At 66.6% G+C, this 22,331-nt stretch carries 16 protein-coding genes; 6 read left to right on the forward strand and 10 right to left on the reverse strand.

The window, feature by feature from the left end:
- Positions 1-87: 87 nt before the first annotated feature.
- From K3725_RS00665 to K3725_RS00705, 9 genes are all read right to left on the reverse strand, one after another.
- The gene (locus K3725_RS00665) at positions 88-1,110 is read right to left on the reverse strand and encodes a P1 family peptidase (RefSeq protein ID WP_260016983.1); all 1,023 of its coding nucleotides are present in this window, start codon (positions 1,108-1,110) and stop codon (positions 88-90) included.
- An 83-nt stretch (positions 1,111-1,193) separates the two neighbouring features.
- A complete protein-coding gene (locus K3725_RS00670) occupies positions 1,194-1,424 on the reverse strand; it encodes a hypothetical protein (RefSeq protein ID WP_260016984.1) in 231 nt (76 codons plus the stop codon).
- Positions 1,425-1,453: 29 nt separating this feature from the next.
- Positions 1,454-2,200: an SDR family oxidoreductase gene (locus tag K3725_RS00675; protein WP_260016985.1), complete on the reverse strand. Its 747-nt coding sequence runs from the start codon at positions 2,198-2,200 to the stop codon at positions 1,454-1,456.
- 75 nt (positions 2,201-2,275) lie between these two features.
- Complete coding sequence (arfB, locus tag K3725_RS00680; protein ID WP_260016986.1) at positions 2,276-2,695, reverse strand: alternative ribosome rescue aminoacyl-tRNA hydrolase ArfB; 420 nt, start codon at positions 2,693-2,695, stop codon at positions 2,276-2,278.
- Between the two features lie 264 nt (positions 2,696-2,959).
- Positions 2,960-3,595, reverse strand: a complete 636-nt coding sequence (locus K3725_RS00685; RefSeq protein ID WP_260016987.1) for a queuosine precursor transporter — start codon at positions 3,593-3,595, stop codon at positions 2,960-2,962.
- A gap of 195 nt (positions 3,596-3,790) precedes the next feature.
- A complete protein-coding gene (locus tag K3725_RS00690; protein WP_260016988.1) occupies positions 3,791-4,702 on the reverse strand; it encodes an esterase-like activity of phytase family protein in 912 nt (303 codons plus the stop codon).
- Positions 4,675-5,544 (reverse strand): penicillin-insensitive murein endopeptidase, encoded by an 870-nt coding sequence (mepA, locus tag K3725_RS00695; RefSeq protein ID WP_409201580.1) that lies wholly within the window; start codon positions 5,542-5,544, stop codon positions 4,675-4,677. Before mepA ends, K3725_RS00690 begins: the two co-directional genes overlap by 28 nt.
- Entirely contained in the window at positions 5,541-6,905 is a 1,365-nt protein-coding gene (locus K3725_RS00700; RefSeq protein WP_260016989.1) for an MFS transporter, read from the reverse strand. The genes mepA and K3725_RS00700 overlap by 4 nt, the downstream gene beginning before the upstream one ends.
- 79 nt (positions 6,906-6,984) lie before the next feature.
- Positions 6,985-7,533 (reverse strand): acyl-CoA thioesterase, encoded by a 549-nt coding sequence (locus K3725_RS00705; protein ID WP_260018544.1) that lies wholly within the window; start codon positions 7,531-7,533, stop codon positions 6,985-6,987.
- 133 nt (positions 7,534-7,666) lie between these two features.
- Between K3725_RS00705 and K3725_RS00710 the strand changes: the two genes are divergently transcribed.
- The 3 genes from K3725_RS00710 (at position 7,667) to yaaA (ending at position 10,944) form a co-directional block, all read left to right on the forward strand.
- Positions 7,667-7,954: a YggT family protein gene (locus K3725_RS00710; RefSeq protein ID WP_222509473.1), complete on the forward strand. Its 288-nt coding sequence runs from the start codon at positions 7,667-7,669 to the stop codon at positions 7,952-7,954.
- Between the two features lie 125 nt (positions 7,955-8,079).
- The gene (recQ, locus tag K3725_RS00715; protein WP_260016990.1) at positions 8,080-10,137 is read left to right on the forward strand and encodes a DNA helicase RecQ; all 2,058 of its coding nucleotides are present in this window, start codon (positions 8,080-8,082) and stop codon (positions 10,135-10,137) included.
- 42 nt (positions 10,138-10,179) lie between these two features.
- The gene (yaaA, locus tag K3725_RS00720) at positions 10,180-10,944 is read left to right on the forward strand and encodes a peroxide stress protein YaaA (RefSeq protein WP_260016991.1); all 765 of its coding nucleotides are present in this window, start codon (positions 10,180-10,182) and stop codon (positions 10,942-10,944) included.
- A 397-nt stretch (positions 10,945-11,341) separates the two neighbouring features.
- Here the strand turns inward: yaaA and K3725_RS00725 are convergent, their stop codons facing one another.
- On the reverse strand, positions 11,342-13,666 hold the full coding sequence (locus K3725_RS00725; RefSeq protein WP_260016992.1) for a response regulator: 2,325 nt from the start codon (positions 13,664-13,666) through the stop codon (positions 11,342-11,344).
- 150 nt (positions 13,667-13,816) lie between these two features.
- Between K3725_RS00725 and K3725_RS00730 the strand changes: the two genes are divergently transcribed.
- From K3725_RS00730 to K3725_RS00740, 3 genes are all read left to right on the forward strand, one after another.
- Positions 13,817-19,267 (forward strand): alpha-2-macroglobulin, encoded by a 5,451-nt coding sequence (locus tag K3725_RS00730; RefSeq protein ID WP_260016993.1) that lies wholly within the window; start codon positions 13,817-13,819, stop codon positions 19,265-19,267.
- 122 nt (positions 19,268-19,389) lie between these two features.
- Positions 19,390-21,411 carry a penicillin-binding protein 1C gene (gene pbpC, locus K3725_RS00735; RefSeq protein WP_260016994.1) on the forward strand — a complete coding sequence of 674 codons (2,022 nt, stop codon included), beginning with the start codon at positions 19,390-19,392 and terminating at the stop codon, positions 21,409-21,411.
- A 26-nt stretch (positions 21,412-21,437) separates the two neighbouring features.
- Complete coding sequence (locus tag K3725_RS00740) at positions 21,438-22,286, forward strand: 2-keto-4-pentenoate hydratase (protein ID WP_260016995.1); 849 nt, start codon at positions 21,438-21,440, stop codon at positions 22,284-22,286.
- The last annotated feature ends 45 nt before the right edge of the window (positions 22,287-22,331 follow it).

Genomic DNA, 22,331 nt, shown 5'->3' on the forward strand with positions numbered 1-22,331 from the left:
TGGCAGATGTGACTCATGATTTATTACCCGGCAGTGTCAACCGGCAGTTTGACGCGCATCAAAGTCCCGGCAGGAAGCTGCGGCAGTTCAGGGCGCGGCCCAGCAGGGCAGCAGGTCGCCGGGTTCAGGCCGGGCGTGAAAGACCGCGCGGGCGATGGCACGGCTCAGGCACAGCGCGGCAGCATGGCAGAGCGGTCCCAGTTCCGCGTCCGGTGCGTCCAGCGCTGTGGCACCGGTGCAGGCGGCAAAGACCAGATCGCCGTCGCCGGGGGAATGGGCAGGCACGATGGCACGCCCGATGCCGTCATGCGCCGCAGTGGCCAGCCGCTGGCATTGGGCCTTTGAAAGTGCGGCATCAGTGGCCACGATGGCGATGGTGGTATTGGCCCGTTCAGGCGGCAGCGGGGTGCCGCCCAGTTTCTGGATCGCTTCGATCTTGCGGCTGTGCAGGCTGCGGCCCAGCCCGGCGGCTGTATCAGGGCCAATCCCGCCGAATTCATCGCCGATTTCAAACGGCGCGGCCCAGAAATGCCGCTCTCCCGGGGTGGTGACGGCGCCCAGCGGATTGGCCGCGACCAGCGCGCCGACGGTGACGCCGTTCTCCAGAACCAGAGAGGCAGAGCCCAAGCCCCCCTTCAGCATTGCCGTCAGGGCACCTGCGCCGGCGCCTGCGGTGCCCAGTTCAAACGCCTCAGCCGCGGCGTCAAAGGCGGCCCGGCCCAGAGCGCGGTAGGGGTTCTGGTCCCAGCCCTTGTCGCCGCCGTTCAGCAGGTCAAAAAGAATGGCCCCCGGCACCAGCGGCACCCGCACCGGGCCGACCGGAAAGCCGCGGTCCGCCGCGTGCAGCGCGTCCATCACACCGGAACAGGCATCCAGCCCGAAGGCCGAGCCGCCCGACAGCACCAGTGCATCGATCCTGGCGACCGATTTGTCGGGTGCCAGCAGATCGGTCTCCCGCGTGCCCGGCGCACCGCCCATCACATGCACCGAAGCGGTGAAGGGTTTGTCCGCCGTCAGCACCGTGGTGCCGGATTTCAATGCCGCATCCTGGGCGTTGCCGACCCGCAGGCCGGGCACGTCGGTTATCAGGTTCCTGGGGCCGGGGAGCATGGCGGGATGTCCTTTTCCTGGGGAGCGCGCTGGCGCGCGCGGCCTCCGGCGGGAGTATTTGCCTCAAAGAAGAAATGAAGCGTTCATTTTGACCCAAGCCTCAACTTGGCGGCAACCAATTCGTCTGCATAGTTGTTCGACAGAACTGCTGGCAGGCTCTTCTCTAGCTGTGCTTCAAGATCAAAGAGACTTTGCTGTTCGCATTCGTCCAGGTTGGCGGCTGATAATTCAGCCCCATTAAGTTTCGCGGCAGCTTCCAACAGGACAAGTGCCTCATCCAATGTAAAAGCTATGGATATCTTGTCAGTCGGCATCGTGTGACCTCAGCGTAAGACAAAAAGCGTTAAATGCAGCGCCCTCCGTCCACTTCCATGGCGACGCCCGTCACCATGCTGGCCTCGTCCGAACACAGGAAGCAGGCTGCATTGCCCATGTCCTCCGGCGTTGAAAACCGGCCGATCGGGATGGTGGACAGGAACTTGGAGCGCATCTCCGGCGTGTCTTCACCCATGAAGGACTTGAGCAGCGGGGTTTCCCCTGCCACCGGGTTGATCGCATTGACCCGCACGCCGTGCGGGGCCAGTTCCACTGCCATCGTCTTGGTGGCGGTGATCATCCAGCCCTTGGAGGCGTTGTACCAATTGAGATTGGGGCGCGGCGACACGCCGGCGGTGGAGGCGACGTTCAGGATCGCACCGCGCCGGTTGGCTTTCATATGCGGCACCAGCGCACGGGCGGTCAGGTAGACCGATTTCACGTTGACGCCCAGCACCCGGTCGAAATCCGCCTCACTGATCTCCTCAAGGGGGCTGGGCAGATGGGTGACGCCGGCATTGTTCACCAGAATATCCAGCTGCCCGAACGCTGCCAGCGCGGCCTCTGCCATTGCGCTGACCGACGAGCCATCCGCGACATTTACCGTCTGCGCAACCGCATTGCTGCCCAGCTCTGCTGCCATCGCCTCTGCTGCTGCGGTATTGATGTCGGCGATCATCACCCGCGCGCCTTCCGCCAGGAACTTGCGCACGATGCCCGCGCCAAAGCCCGAGGCGCCGCCGGTCACGATGGCGGTCTTTCCGTCCAGCCGCATGATTTCCCTCCCGCACTGTTTGGCGTCAGCATGGGCGGAGAGACGGGCGGGTGCAATCCCCGGAACAGGGCTGGGTTAATCCGGGTCGATCTTACCGCGCGTCGCTTTCAGTTCGCCGCGCTGCTTCTTGGCGTCCAGCCGCCGCCTGACCGATCCGCGGGTCGGCTTGGTGGCGATGCGCCGCTTCGGCGCCACCAGCGCCTTGCGCACCAGCTCTGCCAGCCGCTCGCGCACGATCTCGCGGTTCCTTTGCTGGGACCGGGTCTCGTCGCATTGCAGGATGATGGCGCCGTCCTTGGTCCAGCGCCGTCCTGCCAGCCGTTTCAGCCGCGATTTGACCGCGGGCGCCAGCGCCGGCGAACGCTCCGCCTCGAACCGCAGCTCGACCGCGGTCGCCACCTTGTTCACATTCTGCCCGCCGGGTCCCGAGGCGCGGATGAAGCTCTCGGTCATTTCCCAGTCCTGCAGGGCGATTTGGTCGGTGATGCGGATCATGGTCCTGGTCTGTGTTCGGCGGGGTGTTCCAAAATCGAAAGGGCTGTTCCACACGCGGGGAACAGCCCTTCGAGATGATAGGAGGTGCACCGGTTAGGTCAGCACCAATTCATGGGTCTATACGTACCAAGGGCTGCCTCGGCCGCACACCTTCTGAACTGTTCCGGCACTGCTCTCCATAGCTTCTCTAGACAATGGGCACCTCCTTTCTGATGTTTCGTGTAAGTCCAGCCTGCCACAGATTCGGTTAATGTCAAAACAAAATCATGTGGTCTTTACGGAGAGCTTACGCACGATGATGCGGAAGGGCACAAGCGCGAGCAGCGCCAGCGCCAGTTTCACCAGCCAGTCGGCGAAGGCCAGCGAGACCCAGTAGGGCACCACAGGACCCTGTCCGATCAACGGCAGCATGTCGCCGGCCCAGGACACATCATTACCCGGCTCGATCCAGATCAGCGCGGGCGAGAAGGCAAGGGTGAAGAAGATCGCGGTGTCCACGGTGGAACCGGTCAGGGTGGAGGCCAGCGGCGCCCGCCACCACTTCCCTTCGCGCAGGGCGGAGAAGATGGCGACGTCCAGCATCTGCGCCGTCAGGAAGGCGAGGCCGGAGCCAAGCGCGATGCGCAGGGTCACCGCCGGATAGGTGAAGCCATCGCCCTGCAGCATGATCCGGGTGCCGATCAGCGAGCAGATCACCCCGGTGGCAAAGCCCGCCGCCACAACCCGGCGCGCGGCGGCGGCGCCGTAGACGCGGTTCATCACATCGGTCACCAGGAAAGCCACCGGATAGGTGAAAGCGCCCCAGGTCAGCCAGTTGCCGAACAGGAATTGCACCAGGACGTTGGAGGCCGCCACCACGGCGGCCATGGCAAGAATGCCGGGAATATGCGAGCGGGTCATGCGCGGGATCCGTTTGTTCCGGGGCTGCGAAGAAGGCTGCGCAGCAGCAAAAGACCGGCTCCCTTAAACTGCTTGAGCCTGTTTCGCAAGATTGCCGCGTGCAAGGGGAGGGGGCTCCCGCCCGCGCCGGGTGCCTTTTGCAAAGGCCCCCTTGCGGTTGGGCCGGGCGCCGCTGGCGCGGCGCGGGACGCCGGGTCAGTCGGGCAGGGCGTATTCCACCAGTTCGGTGCGCTGCACCGGCAGGAAATTGTCGTCGGAGACCATGGTGGCGAACATCCGTCCGGCGGCGCCAGCCCAGACCGACAGGCCTTCGAGGTTGTCATGGGTGCCGGGGCCTGTTTGCAGCAGCAGGGTTTCATTGACCGGACCAGCGGCGGTGATATCCCAGCGCCGCAGCCGGCTGCGGAAGCCGAGCAGGGTCAGGTCGCGCTCCAACAGGTAGAACCGGCCGTCGGGACCGAAATCCGCGTCCACCGGCAGGAAGCCGCCGCGCGGCGGCAGGCTGAAAGGCCGGCTCCAGCGGCTGCCGTTCCAGCGCCAGACCGGGATCTGCCCGTGTTTGTCAAAGGCGCGCTCCGGCAGGGTGTAGAGATGGCCGCGGGCATCAATCGCCAAGGTTTCCAGCGATTTGTTGAGCGGCAGCTTGCGGAAGGCCTTGGGCCGCGGCAGCACCTTGGCGCGGCTATCCGGGCGGCGGTAGCGGGCAACCCGTGCGGCGCCTTCAAAGGAGATGAAGCGGCTGCCGTCGGAGGCGACGGCCAGGCCCTCGCTGTCGCCGGCAAAGCCGGTCAGCATCTTGCCGGTGGAGGCGCGCAGCCCGTGCGCCGAATGCGCGGTCACGCCGGAAATCAGCCCGCCGTTGCGCTGAAGACTGGTTGTTACCAGTGTGGCCCGGTCGCTGAGCACCGTCATTTCCTGCCCGCCAGCGCTGATCTTCAGCGCCGAGAAACCGCCGAACCAGGGCTGTTTCAGCTTCCAGGTGTAGCTGCCCAGAAATTGCGCCTTGCTGATTGCCGGCGCCGGGCGGCTGGCCGCAAAGGCCGCCGCTGCCAGTCCGGCGGCGGCGGCAAAAGCCAGGGTCAGTTTGATTGCAGAACGGCGGCGCATTGCTGGGGCAGATCCGAAAGGGTGTAATCCCGTCTCGGTTTAGGCTTCGGCGCGTTCGGGTCAACCGGTTTCGGCGGCGGCGGGTTCAGAATGTCATTGACCCAGCGCTGCGCATCGGCGCAGCCGTCGCCCTTGGGCGGCGGATCCTGGTCAACGCAGCCGCGGGCGCCGCGCGGGCAGTTCAGCCGCACATGGAAGTGGTAGTGATGTCCCCACCACGGCCGGATCTTGCGCAGCCAGCGGCGGTCGCCCTTCTCGTCATTGCACATCTGAACCTTGGCGCCGGGAAACACGAAGATCCGCGCCACCCGCTTGTCCTGGGCAGCGGCCTTCAGGATCTCGTGATGCGCCCGCGTCCAGCTGGCGTTCACATAGGCGCCCTTGGCCCGGCGCATGGAGATCGAGGAGATGTTTTCCCGCGCGCTGCGGCTCAGGTTCAGCCGGTCCGGCGGACGCATCCAGATGTCGATATCGAGGCCGATCTGGTGGCTGCGGTGGCCTGACAGCATCGGCCCGCCGCGCGGCTGGCTGATGTCGCCGACATAAAGCCCCTTCCAGCCGCGCTGTCTGGCGGCCACGCGGCTCAGGTCCTTGACGAAATCAATCGCGGCGGGGTGGCCCCAGTTGCGGTTGCGGCTGAGGCGCATCGCCTGCCAGGTGGGGCCGGTCTCCGGCAGCTGCTCGGCGCCGGCCACGCAGCCCTTGGCGTAGGAGCCGAACGGCGCGGGTTTCTGCTGCGAGGCGCTGGGCTTGGCCCCGAACAGCGCCTTGGCGGGGGTCTGCGCGCTTGCCGGAACACTCAGTCCCGCAACCGCCAGACAGATGGCAAGTAACAGTCTCAACCCTGATCTCCTTCTCCTTGAACCCAGAATAACAGTACCAATCCGATCAGAAACAGGCCGATGACCGGGGTGATCCCCAGCCGGGCGCTGCCGGTGACAGTGGTTGCAACGCCGATCAGCATCGGCGCCAGAAAGGCGGTGGCGCGGCCCGACAGGCCATAAAGGCCAAAGCTCTCGGTTGCCTTGGCCGGGTCGGTGTGGCGCACCATCAGGCTGCGGCTGGCCGATTGCAGGATGCCGCCAAAGCCGCCGATCAGCACGCCGCAGCCAAAGAACACCGCGTCCGGCAGTTTCGACCCCTCGGGCAGGGCAATGCCGAATATCTGTTCGCGCGACATGCTGACGATGGTCAGGCAGACCAGGCTCAGCACCAGGATAGAGAGGATTATCACCGGCTTGGGCCCGTATTTCCGGTCCGCCTTGCCGCCGGCCCAGCAGAATAGGGTGGCCGCCAGCGCCGCCACGATGCCAAAGACGCCAATGAGGGTGATCTGCCAGCCCAGCACCAGCTTGGCGTAAACGCCGCCAAAACCGTAAAGCCCGTTCAGCGCATCGCGGTACAGCATGGAGGAGCCGAGGTAGCTGGCGAGGCTGACCCGGTTGCGCAGGTTTTTCACCGACTGCACCACCAGTGCCACCGCCTGGCCCACGGTGCCGCGCTGGCCGGTGGCGCGGCCCTCATGCACCCACAGGAAATAGGGGATCATGAAGACGGCAAACCACAGCGCGGTGAAGGGCCCGACCGCGCGGGTGCCTTCGCGTGCTTCGGCGTCCAGCCCGAGCAGCGGGCTGAGGCCGATCAGGGTCCTGCCGCTGGCCTGCTCGACAAACAGCAAGAGCATGATGAACAGCGAAATCACCCCGCCCAAGTAGCCAAAGGCAAAGCCGGAGCCGGAGACATTGCCGACGTCTTCCTTGCCGGCCAGCGAGGGCAGCTGGGCGTTGACGAAGATCAGTGCAAATTCCGCCCCGATAAAGCCGAAGCCAAAGCTGATCAGCATCCACCAAAGGTTGCTGCCGCCCGGGTCCATGAACCACAGCCCCCAGGCGCCCAGCACATACATGCAGGAAAACACAACGATCCAGGGCCGCCGCCGGCCGGAGATATCGGCCAGCGCCCCCATGAACGGCGCGCCGAAGCCGATGATCAGCCCGGTCACGGTCAGGCACAGCGACCAGATGGTCTGCGCCTGTGCCTTGGCGGCCTCATCTGCCAGTCCCTGGCCAATGAAATGCTCCGCGGCAACGGCGGCAAAGAACGGGCTGAAAACAAAGGTGACCAGCAGGGTGTGATAGGGCTGGCTGGCCCAGTCGAAGAACCACCACCCCCAGATGCGCTTGCGCATGGATACCTGCTGCATGCCCGCCCTCTTGTTATCGGGGCGCAGGGATTACGGGTCTGCACCCTCTTGCCTTCAGGTATGGCAGGCGGGCAGGGGCCTAGGCAAGCCCGTCCTGCATCGGCGGCCAGGGCCGGCCGCCATCCGCCGCGCACCATTCCTTGATCCAGCCGGGCAGCTCGGGCGAGGCTTCCGCATCCTGCCCCAGCGCCGCCAGCACTTTTTCGGGCGGCACGATGCCGTTGCGGTCCGTCACTGCGGTGCGCAGCATCACATGGCTGGCGCAGTCGCCGCTCTTCTTCCACATCGACTGCTCGACATAGATGAATTTGTCGTCCCAGCCCGCGGTGCGGCTGCGCATCTCAAACTTCTCGAAACCGCGGATGCGGCGGCGGTAGCGCACAGAGGATCCTGCCACCGTCAGCCCCCAGCGCTGCTGCCGCAGGCAGCGGATCAGCCCCACCCGCTGCGCCAGCATGGTGCGCCCCAGGTCATAGAGCGTCATGGTACGGCCGTTGTTCAGCTCCATCCACATGTCCAGGTCCCAGGGCCAGCAGATGTGGCTGGAGACATGCATGCCGGTGATCGGCAGCGGCTCCATCCGGCTGGCCAGAACGGTATCCTTGATCAGGCGGAAAATCGGGTACATCGGCGCGCGCTCCTTGATGGCATGTGCCCGTGATGCCACCCGTTTACAGCGCGTCAACCGCAACCTCGCGGAAGCCTTGCGCATTTCGCCGCGTCTGCTTACCTGTGAGGCTGTTCGAAAGAGGGAAATACTGATGGTCTCGCTGTTCCAAATCCTGATGCTGATCCTGGACGTGGTCTGGTTCTTCATCATTGCCCATGTGATCATGAGCTGGCTGATCAACTTCCAGGTTCTGAACCTGCACCAGCAGCTGGTGGGGCAGATCTGGTACGGCCTGAATCGGATACTGGAGCCGCTTTACGCGCCGGTGCGCCGCATCCTGCCCAGCATGGGCGGCATCGACCTGGCGCCGCTGGCGGTGCTGATCGGCGTCTATGCGCTGCGCATTATCCTGGTGAACAACGTCTCGGCGTTCTACTGATCTGAAAATCTCCGGCCCGGCATTTCCTGCCGGGCTTTTAACCTGCGGGCCTTGCCGCCCCATGCCTCCTGTGGGATTGTGCCTGCCAAAGAAGAGCAGCACTGACCACGAGGCCCTCCGCCCCCATGACGGATATGACCGCCCTCAGCGGCGCGACTCCCATTCTGCGCGAGATTTTCGGCTTTGACGCCTTCCGCCCGGGGCAGGAGGAGATCGTCGACGCCGTGACCGCCGGGGAAAACGTGCTGGCGATCATGCCCACCGGCGGCGGCAAGTCGCTGTGCTTCCAGCTGCCCGCGCTGCTGCGCGACGGCATCACCGTGGTGATCTCCCCCCTGATTGCGCTGATGCGCGATCAGGTCCGCGCCCTGCAGGAGGCCGGCGTCAATGCAGGCGCACTTACCTCCGGCAACACCGATGAAGAGACCGAACAGGTCTGGGAGGCGATCGAGGCCGGGCGGCTCAAGCTCCTCTACATGGCCCCCGAACGGTTGGCTTCCGGCGCCGCCATGGGGATGCTGCGCCGTATCGGCGTCAGCCTGATTGCGGTGGACGAGGCCCATTGCGTCAGCCAATGGGGTCATGATTTCCGCCCCGACTACCTGCGCATCGGCGAGCTGCGCCGTGCCCTGGATGTGCCGCTGGCGGCCTTCACCGCCACGGCGGATCAGGAAACCCGGGAAGAAATCGTCCAGAAGCTGTTCGACGGCGAGGCCCCCCGCAGCTTCCTGCGCGGCTTTGACCGGCCCAATATCCATCTGGCCTTTGGTGCCAAAGACAGCCCGCGCCGTCAGATCCTGGACTTCGCCGCCGCCCGCAAGGGCCAGTCCGGCATCGTCTACTGCGGCACCCGCGCCAAGACCGAGGCACTTTCGGCCGCGCTGCGCGAGGATGGCCATTCCGCCTGTTTCTACCACGGCGGCATGGATCCCGAAAACCGCCGCACCGTCGAAACCCGTTTCGCGCGCGAAGACGGTCTGATCGTGGTTGCCACGGTGGCCTTTGGCATGGGTATCGACAAGCCCGACATCCGCTGGGTCGCCCACGCCGACCTGCCGAAATCCATCGAGGCCTACTACCAGGAAATCGGCCGCGCCGGCCGCGACGGCGCGGCCGCCGAAACCCTGACCCTGTTCGGCCCCGACGACATCCGCCTGCGCCGCGCCCAGATCGACGAGGGCCTCGCCCCGCCCGAACGCCGCGCCGCGGATCATGCCCGCCTGAATGCTCTGCTGGGCCTCGCCGAGGCGCTGCACTGCCGCCGCCAGAAACTGCTGGGCTACTTCGGTGAAGAGGCAGCGCCGTGCGGCAACTGCGACCTCTGCGACACGCCCGCCGATGTGTTCGACGGCACTACTGTGGTGCGCAAGGCCTTGTCGGCGGTGCTCAGGACAGAGGAATGGTTCGGCTCCGGCCATCTGATCGACATCCTCTTGGGCGCCGACAACGAGCGGATCCGGGCCAAGCGCCATGACGAGCTGTCGGTCTATGGCTGCGGCAAGGAGTTCGGCAAGCGCCAGTGGCAGGCGGTGTTCCGGCAGATGATGGGCCATGACCTGTTGCGCCCTGATCCGGAACGCCACGGCGCCCTGCGCTTTACCGAAGCGGCGCTGCCGATCCTGCGCGGCGAACAATCCATCGAGCTGCGCCGCGACACCATCAAATCCGCGGACCGCCGCCCGGCGGTCAAGGCGCTGGTCTCCGAAGAGGACGCGCCGCTCTTGTCCGCCTTGAAGGCCAAGCGCCGGGCGCTGGCCGAGGCGCAGAAAGTGCCGGCCTATGTGATCTTCCCCGACCGCACCCTGATCGAGATGGCGGAGATGCGCCCGGAAACCCTGGACCAGATGGCCCGCATCAGCGGTGTCGGCGCCAAAAAGCTGGAACGCTATGGCGACGACTTCCTGAGCGTGATCACCGGCGCGGTTGAGCAGCTGCATCCGGCACGGCGCAAGCTGGCGGGTCGGGACTCCGGTTCCGTTTATGACGGGCTCTTGGAAGTGCAGGCACAGCTGGCGCGGGGTGAATGCGGCACCCTGAAGCCGCTTAGCTGCTCAGCGTCCCTCCTGGCGAAAGTCGCCCAGATGCGCAGCGATGACGAGGCCGGCATCACAAGACTGTTAGGGGAGCGCCGCGCCGAACGTTTCGCCTCGGCGTTTCTGGACGTCCTGCGCGGCGCGGGCTAGGGTCGCGCCAAGAAACCGGGCTAGGAAAATTTGGGGGCAGACATGCTGGTAGTAACCTCTCCGGCCAAGAAGCTGGACTGGGCGGAACGGGAACAGGAAATGACCTGGCCTGCGCTGCATGACGATGCGGTGGCGCTGGCAGAGGTGGCCCGCGAACAATCGGTGGCGGACCTGATGAAGCTGATGCACATCAGCGAGGATCTGGCCAAGCTGAACCATGCCCGCTTCCAGGACTTTGCCGCCGACCCCAAAACAGAGGCCACCCGCCCGGCGGCGCTGGCCTTTGCCGGCGATACGTATCAAGGGCTGGAAGCAGCCTCGCTCGACGCGGACGAAATGACCTGGGCGCAGCAGCATTTCCGTATCCTGTCGGGTCTTTACGGCGTGCTGCGCCCGTTGGACGCGATGCAGCCCTACCGGCTGGAAATGGGCTCGCGGCTGAAAAACCCGCGTGGCAAGAACCTCTATGAGTTCTGGGATCGCAAGATCTCGGACGCGCTGAATGCGCAAGCAGAGGCCGTGGGCGCGGAGGTGCTGGTGAACTGCGCCAGCCAGGAATATTTCGGCGCCGTGGATCTGGCGGCGCTGAAGCTGCGGGTGGTCACGCCGGTGTTCATGGAAGACAAGAACGGCACGCCCAAGGTGGTGAGCTTCTATGCCAAACGCGCCCGCGGTGCGATGGCGCGCTATATCATCCAGCGCCGGCTGACGGATAGCGAAAGCCTCAAGGACTTCGATGCCGGCGGCTATGCCTACCAGCCGCAGATGTCGGCGCCGGACAAGCCCGTCTTCCTGCGCAAAGCCTGACGTCCGCCAAGGGCGGCTCCCGCCCGCTCCGGCACATTCAAGGAATGCACCGTCCCGGTTGGGCCCGGCAGCGCGCGGAACGCGCGCTGCCGGGCCCAAGGCCGCATAAGGGTGTGTCCGGTGCAGCCGATGCGCCCGCGGGCGCGGGAGCATTGCCTGGCTGTCCTGCAAACCTTACGCAATCAAGCCGCGGCCGGTCCCCGCTGCGGCGGCGGCGGTGGCTGCGGATCCGGAATGCGATGCGGAGCGTGGTCGAGCCGCCATGCTGCTGAATCGCAAATGGCGGGGGATCATGCGGGAGCGGCGCTGCCGTGCAGCAGGTTATATCCGCGGGCACATGAGCGTCAGCATCGGTTGTAAGCATAGGGTGGCAGCAGGTGCCCGTGCCGGTTCCGGGTCAGGGCGCGCCGCCCGCTGCGGCCTGGGCAGGGGCATCCTCCATCTCCACCGGCTGGATGCCTGCCGGCGCGTGGCCGCGGATCTGCTCGTGGATCAGCGCCTTGCGCAGCGGCTTGGTCAGGTAATGGTCCAGTCCGGCGGCCAGAATACCTTCGGAATCGCCTGCCATCGCGTGTGCGGTCAGCGCCACCACCGGCACATGGCGGCCGGTCCCCGCCTCCAGCCTGCGGATCTCCATCGTGGCCTGCTTGCCGTCCATCATCGGCATCGAGATGTCCATGAAGATCAGATCGGGGCGGTAGGTCTTGAAGGCTTCCACCGCCTCCAGCCCGTTGCCGGCAAACTGCAGCTCGATGTTCAGCTCCTTCACGATCTTGCGGAATACCAGCTGGTTGGTCTTGTTGTCCTCCGCTGCCAGCACCCGCATTTTGCGGATCGCCGGAGCTGCGGGCGCGGCCGGAGCGGCCTGAGCGGCCGGTGCCGCCGCCGCCGCGGCCTCTGGCGCGGGAGGCACCGCCGTCTCAGGCGCCGGCGCAGAGGCTGCTGCCGCAGCCGGAGCAGCCGCCGCGGGGCGCGCATCCGGACCCGTGGTGCCGCTGCCCAGCCGGGCCAGCTGGCTGAACAGGTCATCGCGCGGGGCCGGGCTTTGCAGAACGCCGCTGACCAGCTGCCGCAGATCGGAACCGATGGGAGTATGCGGGCTGGAGTTCAGCAAGAGGACCGGCACGCCGGTCCAGCCATAGGACCTGAGGTCGCGGGCCAGCTGCAAGCCGTCCAGCCCTGGCAGGTTATGGCCGCTCAGCACCAGGCTGATATCGCCCTGCATCGCTGTCAGCGCCTCAGTTGCTGTGCCGGCCGTGGTCACCTTGAGGCCCAGCATCTGCAAATGCTTCTGCAGGATCTCGCAGTTCAGCGGCACATCGTCCACCAGCAGCACATGGCGCAGCGTTCCGGGCAGCTTCGGCAGCGTCTGTTCTGCCGTGCCGCCGGCCACGGGCAGCGGCAGCCGGAAGCCGAAACAGGAGCCCTTGCCCTCTTCGCTGTCGACCCAGATCTCGCCGCCCATCATCTCGATCAGCCGCTTGGAGATCGCCAGCCCCAGCCCGGTGCCCTCGAACTTGCGGTTGCGTTCATCCTCGACCTGATTGAATTCGCCGAACACATGCTCCAGCTTCTCTGCCGGAATGCCGATGCCGGTGTCCTCGATGGTGACATGCACCGCGCATTGCCCGTCTTCGGGCGAGGTGATGCCGGTCACCCGCAGGGTCACATGGCCCTCCTTGGTGAATTTCACCGCATTGCCGGCCAGGTTTGTCAGCACCTGCCGGATCCGGCCCGGGTCGCCGACGAACCGGGTCGGCAGGAACAGGTCGTAATCCACCAGCAGCGCCAGCCCCTTGTCGCGGGCGGTGGGCTGCAGCAGCATCACCACCTCATGCAGGCTGCGCTCCAGATCGAACTCCTGCGGGTGCAGCTCCAGCTTGTCCGCCTCGATCTTGGAGTAATCCAGCACGTCATTGATGATGACCAGCAGCGCCTCGCCCGAGTTCTTGATCGTCTTGGCATAAAGCCGCTGTTCATCGTCCAGTTCGGTATCGTTCAGCAGTTCGGCCATGCCGACCACCCCGTTCATCGGGGTGCGGATCTCGTGGCTCATATTGGCGAGGAAGGCGGATTTGGCGCGGTTCGCCGCCTCGGCCCTTGCGCGGGCATCCTGCAGCTCCTGCTCATATCGCACGGTCGAGGTGATATCGAGCGCCAGTGTCACCACATCGCCGCCGTGGCCGCGCTGGTCGATCAGCCGCAGGTACCGCTCATCCCAGAGCTGGACCACCACCGGCTCCGGGGAATCGCAATGCCAGCGCTCCGACATCATCGCATGCCAGTCGCGGGCCTTCATGCTGCCGGTGCTGATCAGCCCCTCTTCGATCAGCAGCTCCAGGATCCGTTCATAGGTGATGCCAGGCGTGACCTCTTCCAGCCCGTCAAAGATGTTGAGGTATGCGGTATTGGCACCGATCAGGTGCCCGGCCGCGTCAAAAAAGGCAAACCCGTCCTGAAACGCCTGGATCGAATGCCACAGCCGCCGCTCTGCGGTCTCGATCTTTTCGTTGGCGGTGTGCAGGTCGGATTTCACCTTGGCGTTTTCATCGCGCACGGTGGCGACCTCGGCCTGGGTCTGGCCGATCTGCTTGGTCAGCGCCAGCGCGTGGCGGCCCAGCTTGCGGTTTGCAGCGGACAGCTCAGCCTGCTTCAGCTCAAGCAGCCGTTCGGCAGCGAGCCGCGCCCGCCGTTCTTCCGCCAGTTTGTCTGCAAGGCTCATCCCTGCGAACTCCGCAATCCATCACCACAAAAAGGCGCGCAGCAATTTCTGCGCGCAGGGCAGCCGTGCTGCTCTCTCTTTTTGTTACGCTGAGGAATCTTGCTATGACGTTAAGCCCGTGCCAGCCTGCCCCTAGTATTGGAGGGTGCCATGCCGCGTCTGTTTGCTTCTGCTTTTCTCTATTTTATTGCTTTTGTTGCGTTTCCGCCAGCCGCTCAGGCGCAGCAGGCGGTTCCTGAGTTTCGTTACCGCGCCTACGCGGATACCGATTTTTTCGGCTCTGACCTGCAGCCGCTGTTTGATACAGACGCTGCCTCCTGCGCCCGGGCGTGCGCAGCGCAGGCGGACTGTGCGGGCTTTGTCTTCAATCAGCGGGCAAATGCCTGCTTTCCGAAATCGGCTCTGGAGCAGTCCAGCCCCTATGCCGGCGCCCTGTCTGCGGTAAAACAGCCTGCCGCGCCCGGGCTGGCTGCGGCGGCTGCGCCCCGCGCTGCCCGGCTGGATTTCCTGCAGGAACAGGAGCTGCAGCGCGCCGCCGGCCTTTCCCGCTCCCTGGGACTGGACTATCCGCTGGACACCAATGACGCAGACACGGCCCGCGCCGCCGCCCGGAGCCTGCAGCGGGACGGTGAGCCCCTCGCTGCCCTGCGCTGGATGGCCCAGGCCGTTGTGCTGCAGGATGAGGCCGCGGATTGGACCGGATTCTCAGAATATTTGCTCGCTGCCGCCAAGGACAGCAACAGCCGCAGTCAGCAGCGCCGCTACCGCGCGCAGGCCTTTTCCGCGGCGCTGAACGGCTACCTGCGCGCCACGGAGCCCGAGGCGCAGGCCCGGGCGCTGCGCCAGGCGGCAGAGGCGGTTGAGACACTGGGCCGCGGGCGGGACATGCTGCCGCTCCTGCATCTGGCAGAGGAGATCATTCCGCTCAAGGACAATGCCGAACTGCTGAACTATGCGATCCGCAAATACGGCTTCCGCGTCACCTCCAGCACGGTGGAAAGCGACAGCGCCGCGCCGCGCATCTGCGCCGAGTTCTCGGAAGACTTGGAACAGGCCGGCACTGACTATGAAAATTACGTCCGTATGGATGAGGCCAGCCTCGCCGTCACGGCCCAGGGCCGCCAGCTGTGTGTGGACGGGGTGGAGCACGGAAAACGCTACCGTATCACCCTGCGCCGCGGCCTGCCCGCGGCCAGCGGCGAGCAGCTGCTGAAGGACGTGGAACTGACCCATTACGTCCGCGACCGGTCACCGCAGGTCCGCTTCCCGGGCCGCGCCTATGTGCTGCCCGCGGGCGGTCAGGCTGCGCTGCCGGTGGAGACGGTGAATGTCACAGACCTGGACCTGCGCCTGCGCCGGGTCAGCAGCCGCAATGTGCTGCGCACCCTGCAGGAGGGCTATTTCGCCAAGCCGCTCTCGCAATGGGAAGATGAGCATTTCGCCGCGAGTATTGCCGAGGAAATCTGGACCGGCAGCGCCGAAGTGGACACCGCCATCAACCAGGTGATGACCAGCCTCCTGCCGCTGGACGATGCGCTGAGCGGGCAGAAGAAGCCGGGGCTTTACGCCCTCACCGCCCGGGTGCCGGGCGCTGATCCCTATGACGATGCCGGCGCCACCCAGTGGTTCGTGCTGACCGGCCTTGGCCTCAGCACCATGTCCGGCAGCGATGGCCTGCATGTTCAGGTGCAGGGGCTGCGCGATTCCAAACCGCAGGCGGATGCCGAGGTCAGCCTGATCTCTGCCGCCAACGAGGTTCTGGCGACCGCCAGCAGCGACGCCAGCGGATACGTGCATTTTGCCCCCGGCCTCACCCGCGGCACCGGCGGTGCGGCGCCGGCGCTGATCACCGCGCGGGCGGGGAAGGGCGACTTCACCTTCCTGCCCCTCAATGATGCCGCCTTTGATCTGTCGGACCGCGGCGTTTCGGGCCGCCCCGCATCGGGACCAGTGGATGTGTTCCTGGCCACCACCCGCGGCGCCTTCCGCGCCGGTGAAACCGTGCATGTGACCGCGCTGGCCCGTGACAGCAACGCGCAAGCCATCGGCGGCCTGCCGCTGACCGCGATCCTGCTGCGCCCGGACGGGGTGGAATACACCCGCAAGACCTCCGCCGCAGGCCATCAGGGCGGCCATGTCTTTGCCCTTGCCACCGGCCCCGCCGCCCCGCGCGGCACCTGGCGGATCGAGATCAAAAGCGACCTCAAGGCCCCGGCGCTGGCCAGCCGCCAGATCCTGGTTGAGGATTTCCTGCCCGAGCGCATCGACTTCGAGCAAGAGGTTACGAATGCCGGCAGCCTCCAGCCCGGCGCCGCTGCCCAGATCAGCCTGCAGGCCGACTACTTGTTCGGCGCCCCCGGCGCGGGCCTGAAGGTAGAGGGCAGCCTCCGCCTCACCGCCGCCAATACTCTCGAACAGTGGCCCGGCTTCCGTTTCGGCCGCTATGATGAACCTTCCTCGGCCCAGACCGAGTATTTCGGCGGCGAGGAAACCGGCACAGACGGCAGCGCTGTGATTGCTGCCAGCCTCCCCGCTGCTGCTCCGGCTGAGGGTAAACCGCTGCTGGCCACCCTCACCACCCGCGTGGCTGACGGGTCTGCCCGCCCGGTGGAGCGCACGATGGAATTGCCGGTCCGGCCGTCCGGTCCGGTCCTGGGCATCAAACCCATGTTTGATGAGGTGGCGGCAGAGGGCTCCGAGGCTGGTTTCGAACTCATTGCCCTGGCCCCGGACCTGACGCCGATGCCGATGCGGGTCAAATGGACCCTGAACCGGGTCGAGACGCGCTACCAGTGGTATCAGCTTTACGGCAACTGGAACTGGGAGCCGATCACCCGCCGCACCCGCATCGCCACCGGCGAGGCGCAGCTGGGCAGCGATCCGCTGCCGCTGATGCAGCCCGTCGATTGGGGCCGCTATGAGCTGGTGGTGGAGCGCCTCGACGGCGCCTATGCCTCTGCCGCTATTGACTTCTACGCCGGCTGGTATGCGCCCGAAGGCAGCACCGAAACCCCGGCCAAGCTGGAGCTGTCGCTTGACCGCGATAGCTATGCCCCCGGCGGCACCGCCCGCCTGCGCATCGTGCCGCAAGCAGCGGGCACCGCGCTGGTCTCGGTGGTCTCCAACCATCTGATCCACCGCATGGCAGTGGAAGTGCCCGCAGGCGAAACCGTGATCCCGCTGGAGGTGACGCAGGACTGGGGCAGCGGCGCCTATGTGACGGCAACCGTGATCCAGCCCGTGGCAGGCGGCCGCGGCCGCACCCCGCTGCGCGCCCTGGGCCTGGCCCACGCCAGCGTCACCCAGCCCGGCCAGCAGCTGCAGGTCGCCATTGACGTCCCCGAAGTCGCCCGCCCGCGCGGCACCCAAGTGGCCAAACTCCGCGTGGACGGCGCGGCGGAGGGCGAGGAGGTCTGGCTGACGGTGGCCGCCGTCGATCTCGGCATCCTCAACCTCACTGGCTTCACCAGCCCCGATCCCAGCGCGCATTACTACGGCCAGCGCCGTTTAGGCGTGGAGCTGCGCGATGTTTATGGCCGCCTCATCGACCCCGGCAACGGCGCGATGGGCCGCATCCGCTCCGGCGGCGACGCCGACAGCGGCATGAAGATGCAATCGCCGCCGCCCACGCAGGATCTGGTGGCGCTGTTCTCCGGCCCGCTGAAAGCAGATGCCAATGGCGAGGCGGAGTTCCCCCTGACGCTCCCCGCCTTCAACGGTACCGTGCGGATGATGGCGGTCGCCTGGACGGGCAAGGCCGTGGGCCAGGCAGAGGCCGACATGCTGGTGCGCGACCCGGTTGTGGTCACCGCCTCCCTGCCGCGCTTTCTGGCGCCGGGCGATCAAAGCCGCGCCCGGATTGAAATCGTCCACGCTGATGGCCCGGCTGGGGAGATGGCGCTGAGCGCCGGAACCGCAGGCGGCCTGACGCTTGGCAGCCTGCCGGCTTCTGTCACTTTAGCGGAGCAGGGCAAAACGGTGCTGGAACTGCCAATCACAGCCCAAACCGTGGGCGACCACAACCTGATCCTCACCGTTACCACGCCGGACGGGCAGGAGCTGCGGCAGGACCTGCGGATGCCGGTCCGCGCCAATGACCCGGTGACGTCCAACACCCGCCGTTTCACTTTGGCAGGTGGCGACACTTTCCTGTTCAGCAAGGACGTCTTCACCGGCCTGCGCCCCGGCACTGCGCGGGCCACAATCTCCTCCGGCCCGCTGGCGAAATTCGACGTGCCGGGCCTTCTGGCGGAGCTGGATCAGTACCCCTATGGCTGCACGGAGCAGGTGACTTCCAAGGCGCTGCCGCTCCTTTACCTCAGCAGCGTGGCGCAGGCGGCGGGGCTGGGCAACGGCCCGGCGGTGGACGCGCGTATCAATGCCGCCGTCCGCCAGGTGCTGACCCGCCAGGCCCCCTCCGGCGCCTTCGGCCTCTGGCGGGCAGACAGCGGCGAGTTCTGGCTGGATGCCTATGCCAGCGACTTCCTCAGCCGCGCCCGCGCCCAAGGGTATGAGGTGCCGCAGCAGGCCTTTGCGCAGGCGATGGACAACCTGCGCAACCGCATCAACTATGCCCCCGACTTCGACATCGGCGGCGAGGAGATTGCCTATGCCCTGCTGGTTCTGGCGCGTGAAGGCGCAGCCCAGATGGGGGACCTGCGCTACTATGCGGATGTGAAGGGCGAGGGGTTTGCCACGCCCCTTGCTGCCGCCCAACTGGGCGCTGCTCTTGCGGCCTATGGCGACCAGCGCCGCGCTGACCGGATGTTTGCCCGCGCCGCGCAGATGATCGGCAGCGAAGGGCAAAATGAGGCCCGCCTCTGGCGCGCCGATTTCGGCACCCGGCTGCGTGACACCGCGGGCGTTCTGGCGCTTGCGGCAGAGGCCGGATCAGAGGCCGTGGACCGCGCCAGCCTGTCGGCGCGGATTTCTAACGCCAGCGGTTACCGCTCCACCCAGGAGTCCGCCTGGACCCTGATGGCGGCCCATGCGCTGACCCAAAATCCCGAGGACTCCGGCCTGCTGGTCAACGGCCAGCCCGTCCAAGGCCCGTTTGTTCAGGCCGCAGATGGTCAGGATATCCCGGAACTGGCTCTCACCGCCGCCAGCGGACGCACTGCGGAAATCACCCTTACAACGCTTGGCGTGCCAGAGGTTCCGCCGGCCGCGGGCGGCTTCGGCTACACCATCGAGCGCAGCTACTACACGCTGGAAGGCCAGCCGCTGGACGTGCAGTCCGTTGCTGCTGGCGCGCGGTTTGTGGCTGTCCTGCGGGTGAAACCGCATGAGAAGACCGGTGCGCGGCTGATGGTGAACGACCCGCTGCCCGCCGGGTTTGAGATCGACAACCCGAACCTCCTGCGTTCCGGCGACCTGCGCGATCTCGACTGGCTGAACCCGGCAGAGGCTGAATATGCCGAGTTCCGCAGCGACCGTTTCCTGGCGGCGGTGAATTTGCGCGACGCCTCACAGGTGACGCTGGCCTATGTGGTCCGCGCGGTGACACCCGGCGTGTTCCACCACCCGGCGGCTTCGGTTGAGGACATGTACCGCCCCGCCTACCGCGCCCGCACCGGCACGGGGCGTGTGGTTGTTAAGTGAAGCGCTGGCGGACCAAAGCTAAGGGAATTGCCCGTCCGCGGGTGGGCGAGTATCGCCCGCCCGGGGGGGCGGACGGGCGATGCCCGGCCTATCGGCCAGGCAAGTGGCAAAAATGGAGCGCCTTGGTCCTGGCAGTCCTGATTGCGGTGACGTTCACCGCCTATCGCGCCTTCGACACTTGGATCGACCGCACAGACCTCCCGCTCACCCTGTCGGAGACCTCCACCGAAGTCCTCGACCGCAATGGCAAGCTCTTGCGCGCCTACCCCGTCGGCGACGGCCTCTGGCGCCTTGCCGTCCAGCCCGCCGACGTCGACCCGCGCTTCCTTGACATGCTCCTGCGTTACGAGGACAAGCGCTTCCGCTCCCACAACGGCGTCGACCCCGTTGCCCTGCTGCGCGCCGCAGACCAGGCGTTGTGGAACGGCAGAACAGTCTCCGGCGGGTCCACCCTCACTATGCAAGTGGCGCGCCTCTTGGAGGATGGCACCACTGGCCGCTGGTCCGGCAAGCTGCGCCAGATGCGGGTGGCGCTGGCGCTGGAGCGCCGCCTCAGCAAGGACGAGATCCTCACCCTCTACCTGACCCACGCCCCCTATGGTGGCGCGGCTGAGGGCATTCGGGCGGCTACCTACAGCTGGTTCGGCAAGGAGCCGAAGCGCCTGACCCCGGCTGAGGCCGCGCTGCTGGTTGCTCTGCCGCAGAGCCCCGAGCGCCGCCGCCCCGACCGTTTCCCGCAAGCGGCCAATGATGCCCGCAACCGGGTTCTGGAGCGCATGGAACGCCAAGGTATCCTCAGCGCAGAACAGGCGCAGGCCGCCCGCCGCACACCGCTGCCGCATCAAATGGCTGCCTTCCCGCGCCTCGCCCCGCATCTGGCAGACCGGGTGGCGGCACAGCACCCCGGCCAGCGCCAGCTGCGCCTGACCCTCGATGGCGCGGTGCAAGCGCGGTTGGAAACCCTGCTGGCAGAAGCCGCCCGCCGCACAGGCCCGTATCTCTCCGCCGCCCTCATCGCCGCCGACCATCAGACCGGTGACGTCCTGGCGCTGGTGGGCTCCCCCGGTTACTCCGACGCCACCCGCCGCGGCTTTGTCGACATGACCCAGGCCATCCGCTCCCCCGGTTCCACCCTGAAACCGCTGATCTACGGCCTTGCCTTCGACCAGGGGCTGGCGCATCCCGAAACCCTGATACACGACGGCCCGGTCAACTTCGCAGGCTACGCTCCGCAGAATTTCGACGGCGCATTCCGCGGCGACATAACCGTACGCGAGGCGCTGCACCTGTCGCTCAACATCCCCGTGGTGAAACTCACGCAGGAGCTTGGCCCGGCCCGGGTGATGGCGTCTTTGCGCGCCAGCGGCGCCAATCCGGAACTGCCCGGCGGCGCCCCGGGCCTGGCGCTGTCGCTTGGCGGCCTGGGCATCAGCCTGCAGGACATGGTGCAGCTTTTTGCCGGGCTGGCGGCAGGCGGGCAGGGGCCGCACTTGCGGGTAATGCAAGGCGAGGCACCCCAGCCCGCGGGCCGCCTGACCTCGCCGGAGGCCGCCTGGCAGGTGGCAGACATCCTGCGCGGCCTGCCAGTGCCCGCGGGCGCGCGGGCCGGAACCATCGCCTATAAGACCGGCACCTCCTACGGCCACCGCGATGCCTGGGCAATCGGCTGGGACGGGCGCCATGTGATCGGTGTCTGGATGGGCCGCGCGGACGGCACGCCCGTTCCCGGCATTTTCGGCGGCGATCTGGCCGCGCCGGTGCTGTTTGAGGCTTTCGGGCGGCTGAAACCCGCGTTTGACCCGCTGCCGCCGCCGCCGCCCGCCACGCTGATCGTCAGCGCCGCAGACCTGCCGCCGCCCTTGCAGCGCTTCCGCCCCCGCGACGCGGCCTTCTCAGAGCCCGCGGACGCGCCCGAACTGATCTTCCCGCTCGAAGGCGCCCGGCTGATGCTGGAGGGCGCGGACCTCACGCTGAAACTCCGCGGCGGCACCGCGCCTTTCCTGGTGATGGCTAACGGACAGCCGGTGCTCTCCGGCCAGCGCAGCCGCGAGTTCTCCCTGCCCAGCCCCGGCCCCGGCTTTTCATCCCTGGTGATTGTCGATGGCACGGGGCGCTCTGACCGGGTTAACCTGAGGATCGACTGATCCCCGTCTTGATCGAGGCCCTTTCCATGCTGAAACCCCTCCTTGCCGCCTGCTCCCTCGCCTTCACGGCCCCCGCCGCCTTGGCCGCTTGCGCCACAGATGCGGAAATCGCCGCCTTCGTCGAAAGCTACCTGGCCAAGACCCCGGCGCAGGCGCTGTCACCCGGCGGCAGCATCGAGGATGCGCTCTGCTCCCAATCCAAACTCGCCGCCGCGCTGGAACCGCATATGGGGCCGTTCATCGGCTACAAAGCGGGCCTCACCAGCAAACCTGCGCAGGAGCGTTTCGGCGCCACCGAGCCGGTGCGGGGCCTGCTGTATCGAAACATGATGCTGGAGAACGGCGCCAAACTGGACGCGCCCTGGGGTGCTATCCCGATGGTCGAGGCCGACCTGGTGCTGGTGGTCGCGGACGAAGCGATCAACACCGCCGCCACGCCGGAGGAGGCGCTGGCCCATATCTCCGCCATCCGCCCCTTCATTGAGCTGCCGGACCTGACGCTGGCAAAGGGCCAGCCCTTCACTGCGGAAACCATCACCGCAATGGGGGTTGGCACCCGTCTCGGCGTCCTCGGCGCGCCGGTGGCGGTGGAGGACCCGGCAGCAATGGCCCGGATGCTGGAGGAGATGTCCGTCACGATGCGCGATGCGGCGGGCGGCGTTCTGGTGCAGGCGCCGGGCCGGGCGGTGCTGGGCAACCCGGTCAATGCCGCCTTGTGGCTGCGCTCCAAAGGGGTGGTATTTAAACCGGGCGACCTGATTTCGGTGGGGTCTTTCGGTCCGCTGTTCCCGCCGCGCGCAGGCAAGGGCGGGGTCAGCGTCACCTATGAAGGGCTGCCGGGCAACCCGGTGGTAGAGGTGTTTTTCCCGGAATAATCCGCCGCCTCAGGGGGAGGTGTTTCGCTTCGGGCTGTGCCCGAA

Origin of the sequence: Leisingera sp. S132, from assembly GCF_025144465.1 — a bacterium.
Lineage (GTDB): Bacteria > Pseudomonadota > Alphaproteobacteria > Rhodobacterales > Rhodobacteraceae > Leisingera.

What these genes read in the sequence shown, in the direction of transcription:
- arfB (WP_260016986.1), bottom strand. Translation starts at nt 2,695, where the DNA reads ATGATCCGCATCACCGACCAAATCGCCCTGCAGGACTGGGAAATGACC.
- recQ (WP_260016990.1), top strand. Translation starts at nt 8,080, where the DNA reads ATGACGGATATGACCGCCCTCAGCGGCGCGACTCCCATTCTGCGCGAG.
- K3725_RS00730 (WP_260016993.1), top strand. Translation starts at nt 13,817, where the DNA reads ATGCCGCGTCTGTTTGCTTCTGCTTTTCTCTATTTTATTGCTTTTGTT.
- K3725_RS00705 (WP_260018544.1), bottom strand. Translation starts at nt 7,533, where the DNA reads ATGTACCCGATTTTCCGCCTGATCAAGGATACCGTTCTGGCCAGCCGG.
- K3725_RS00665 (WP_260016983.1), bottom strand. Translation starts at nt 1,110, where the DNA reads ATGCTCCCCGGCCCCAGGAACCTGATAACCGACGTGCCCGGCCTGCGG.
- K3725_RS00675 (WP_260016985.1), bottom strand. Translation starts at nt 2,200, where the DNA reads ATGCGGCTGGACGGAAAGACCGCCATCGTGACCGGCGGCGCCTCGGGC.
- K3725_RS00710 (WP_222509473.1), top strand. Translation starts at nt 7,667, where the DNA reads ATGGTCTCGCTGTTCCAAATCCTGATGCTGATCCTGGACGTGGTCTGG.
- K3725_RS00725 (WP_260016992.1), bottom strand. Translation starts at nt 13,666, where the DNA reads ATGAGCCTTGCAGACAAACTGGCGGAAGAACGGCGGGCGCGGCTCGCT.
- K3725_RS00685 (WP_260016987.1), bottom strand. Translation starts at nt 3,595, where the DNA reads ATGACCCGCTCGCATATTCCCGGCATTCTTGCCATGGCCGCCGTGGTG.
- K3725_RS00690 (WP_260016988.1), bottom strand. Translation starts at nt 4,702, where the DNA reads ATGCGCCGCCGTTCTGCAATCAAACTGACCCTGGCTTTTGCCGCCGCC.
- K3725_RS00670 (WP_260016984.1), bottom strand. Translation starts at nt 1,424, where the DNA reads ATGCCGACTGACAAGATATCCATAGCTTTTACATTGGATGAGGCACTT.
- K3725_RS00740 (WP_260016995.1), top strand. Translation starts at nt 21,438, where the DNA reads ATGCTGAAACCCCTCCTTGCCGCCTGCTCCCTCGCCTTCACGGCCCCC.
- yaaA (WP_260016991.1), top strand. Translation starts at nt 10,180, where the DNA reads ATGCTGGTAGTAACCTCTCCGGCCAAGAAGCTGGACTGGGCGGAACGG.
- K3725_RS00700 (WP_260016989.1), bottom strand. Translation starts at nt 6,905, where the DNA reads ATGCAGCAGGTATCCATGCGCAAGCGCATCTGGGGGTGGTGGTTCTTC.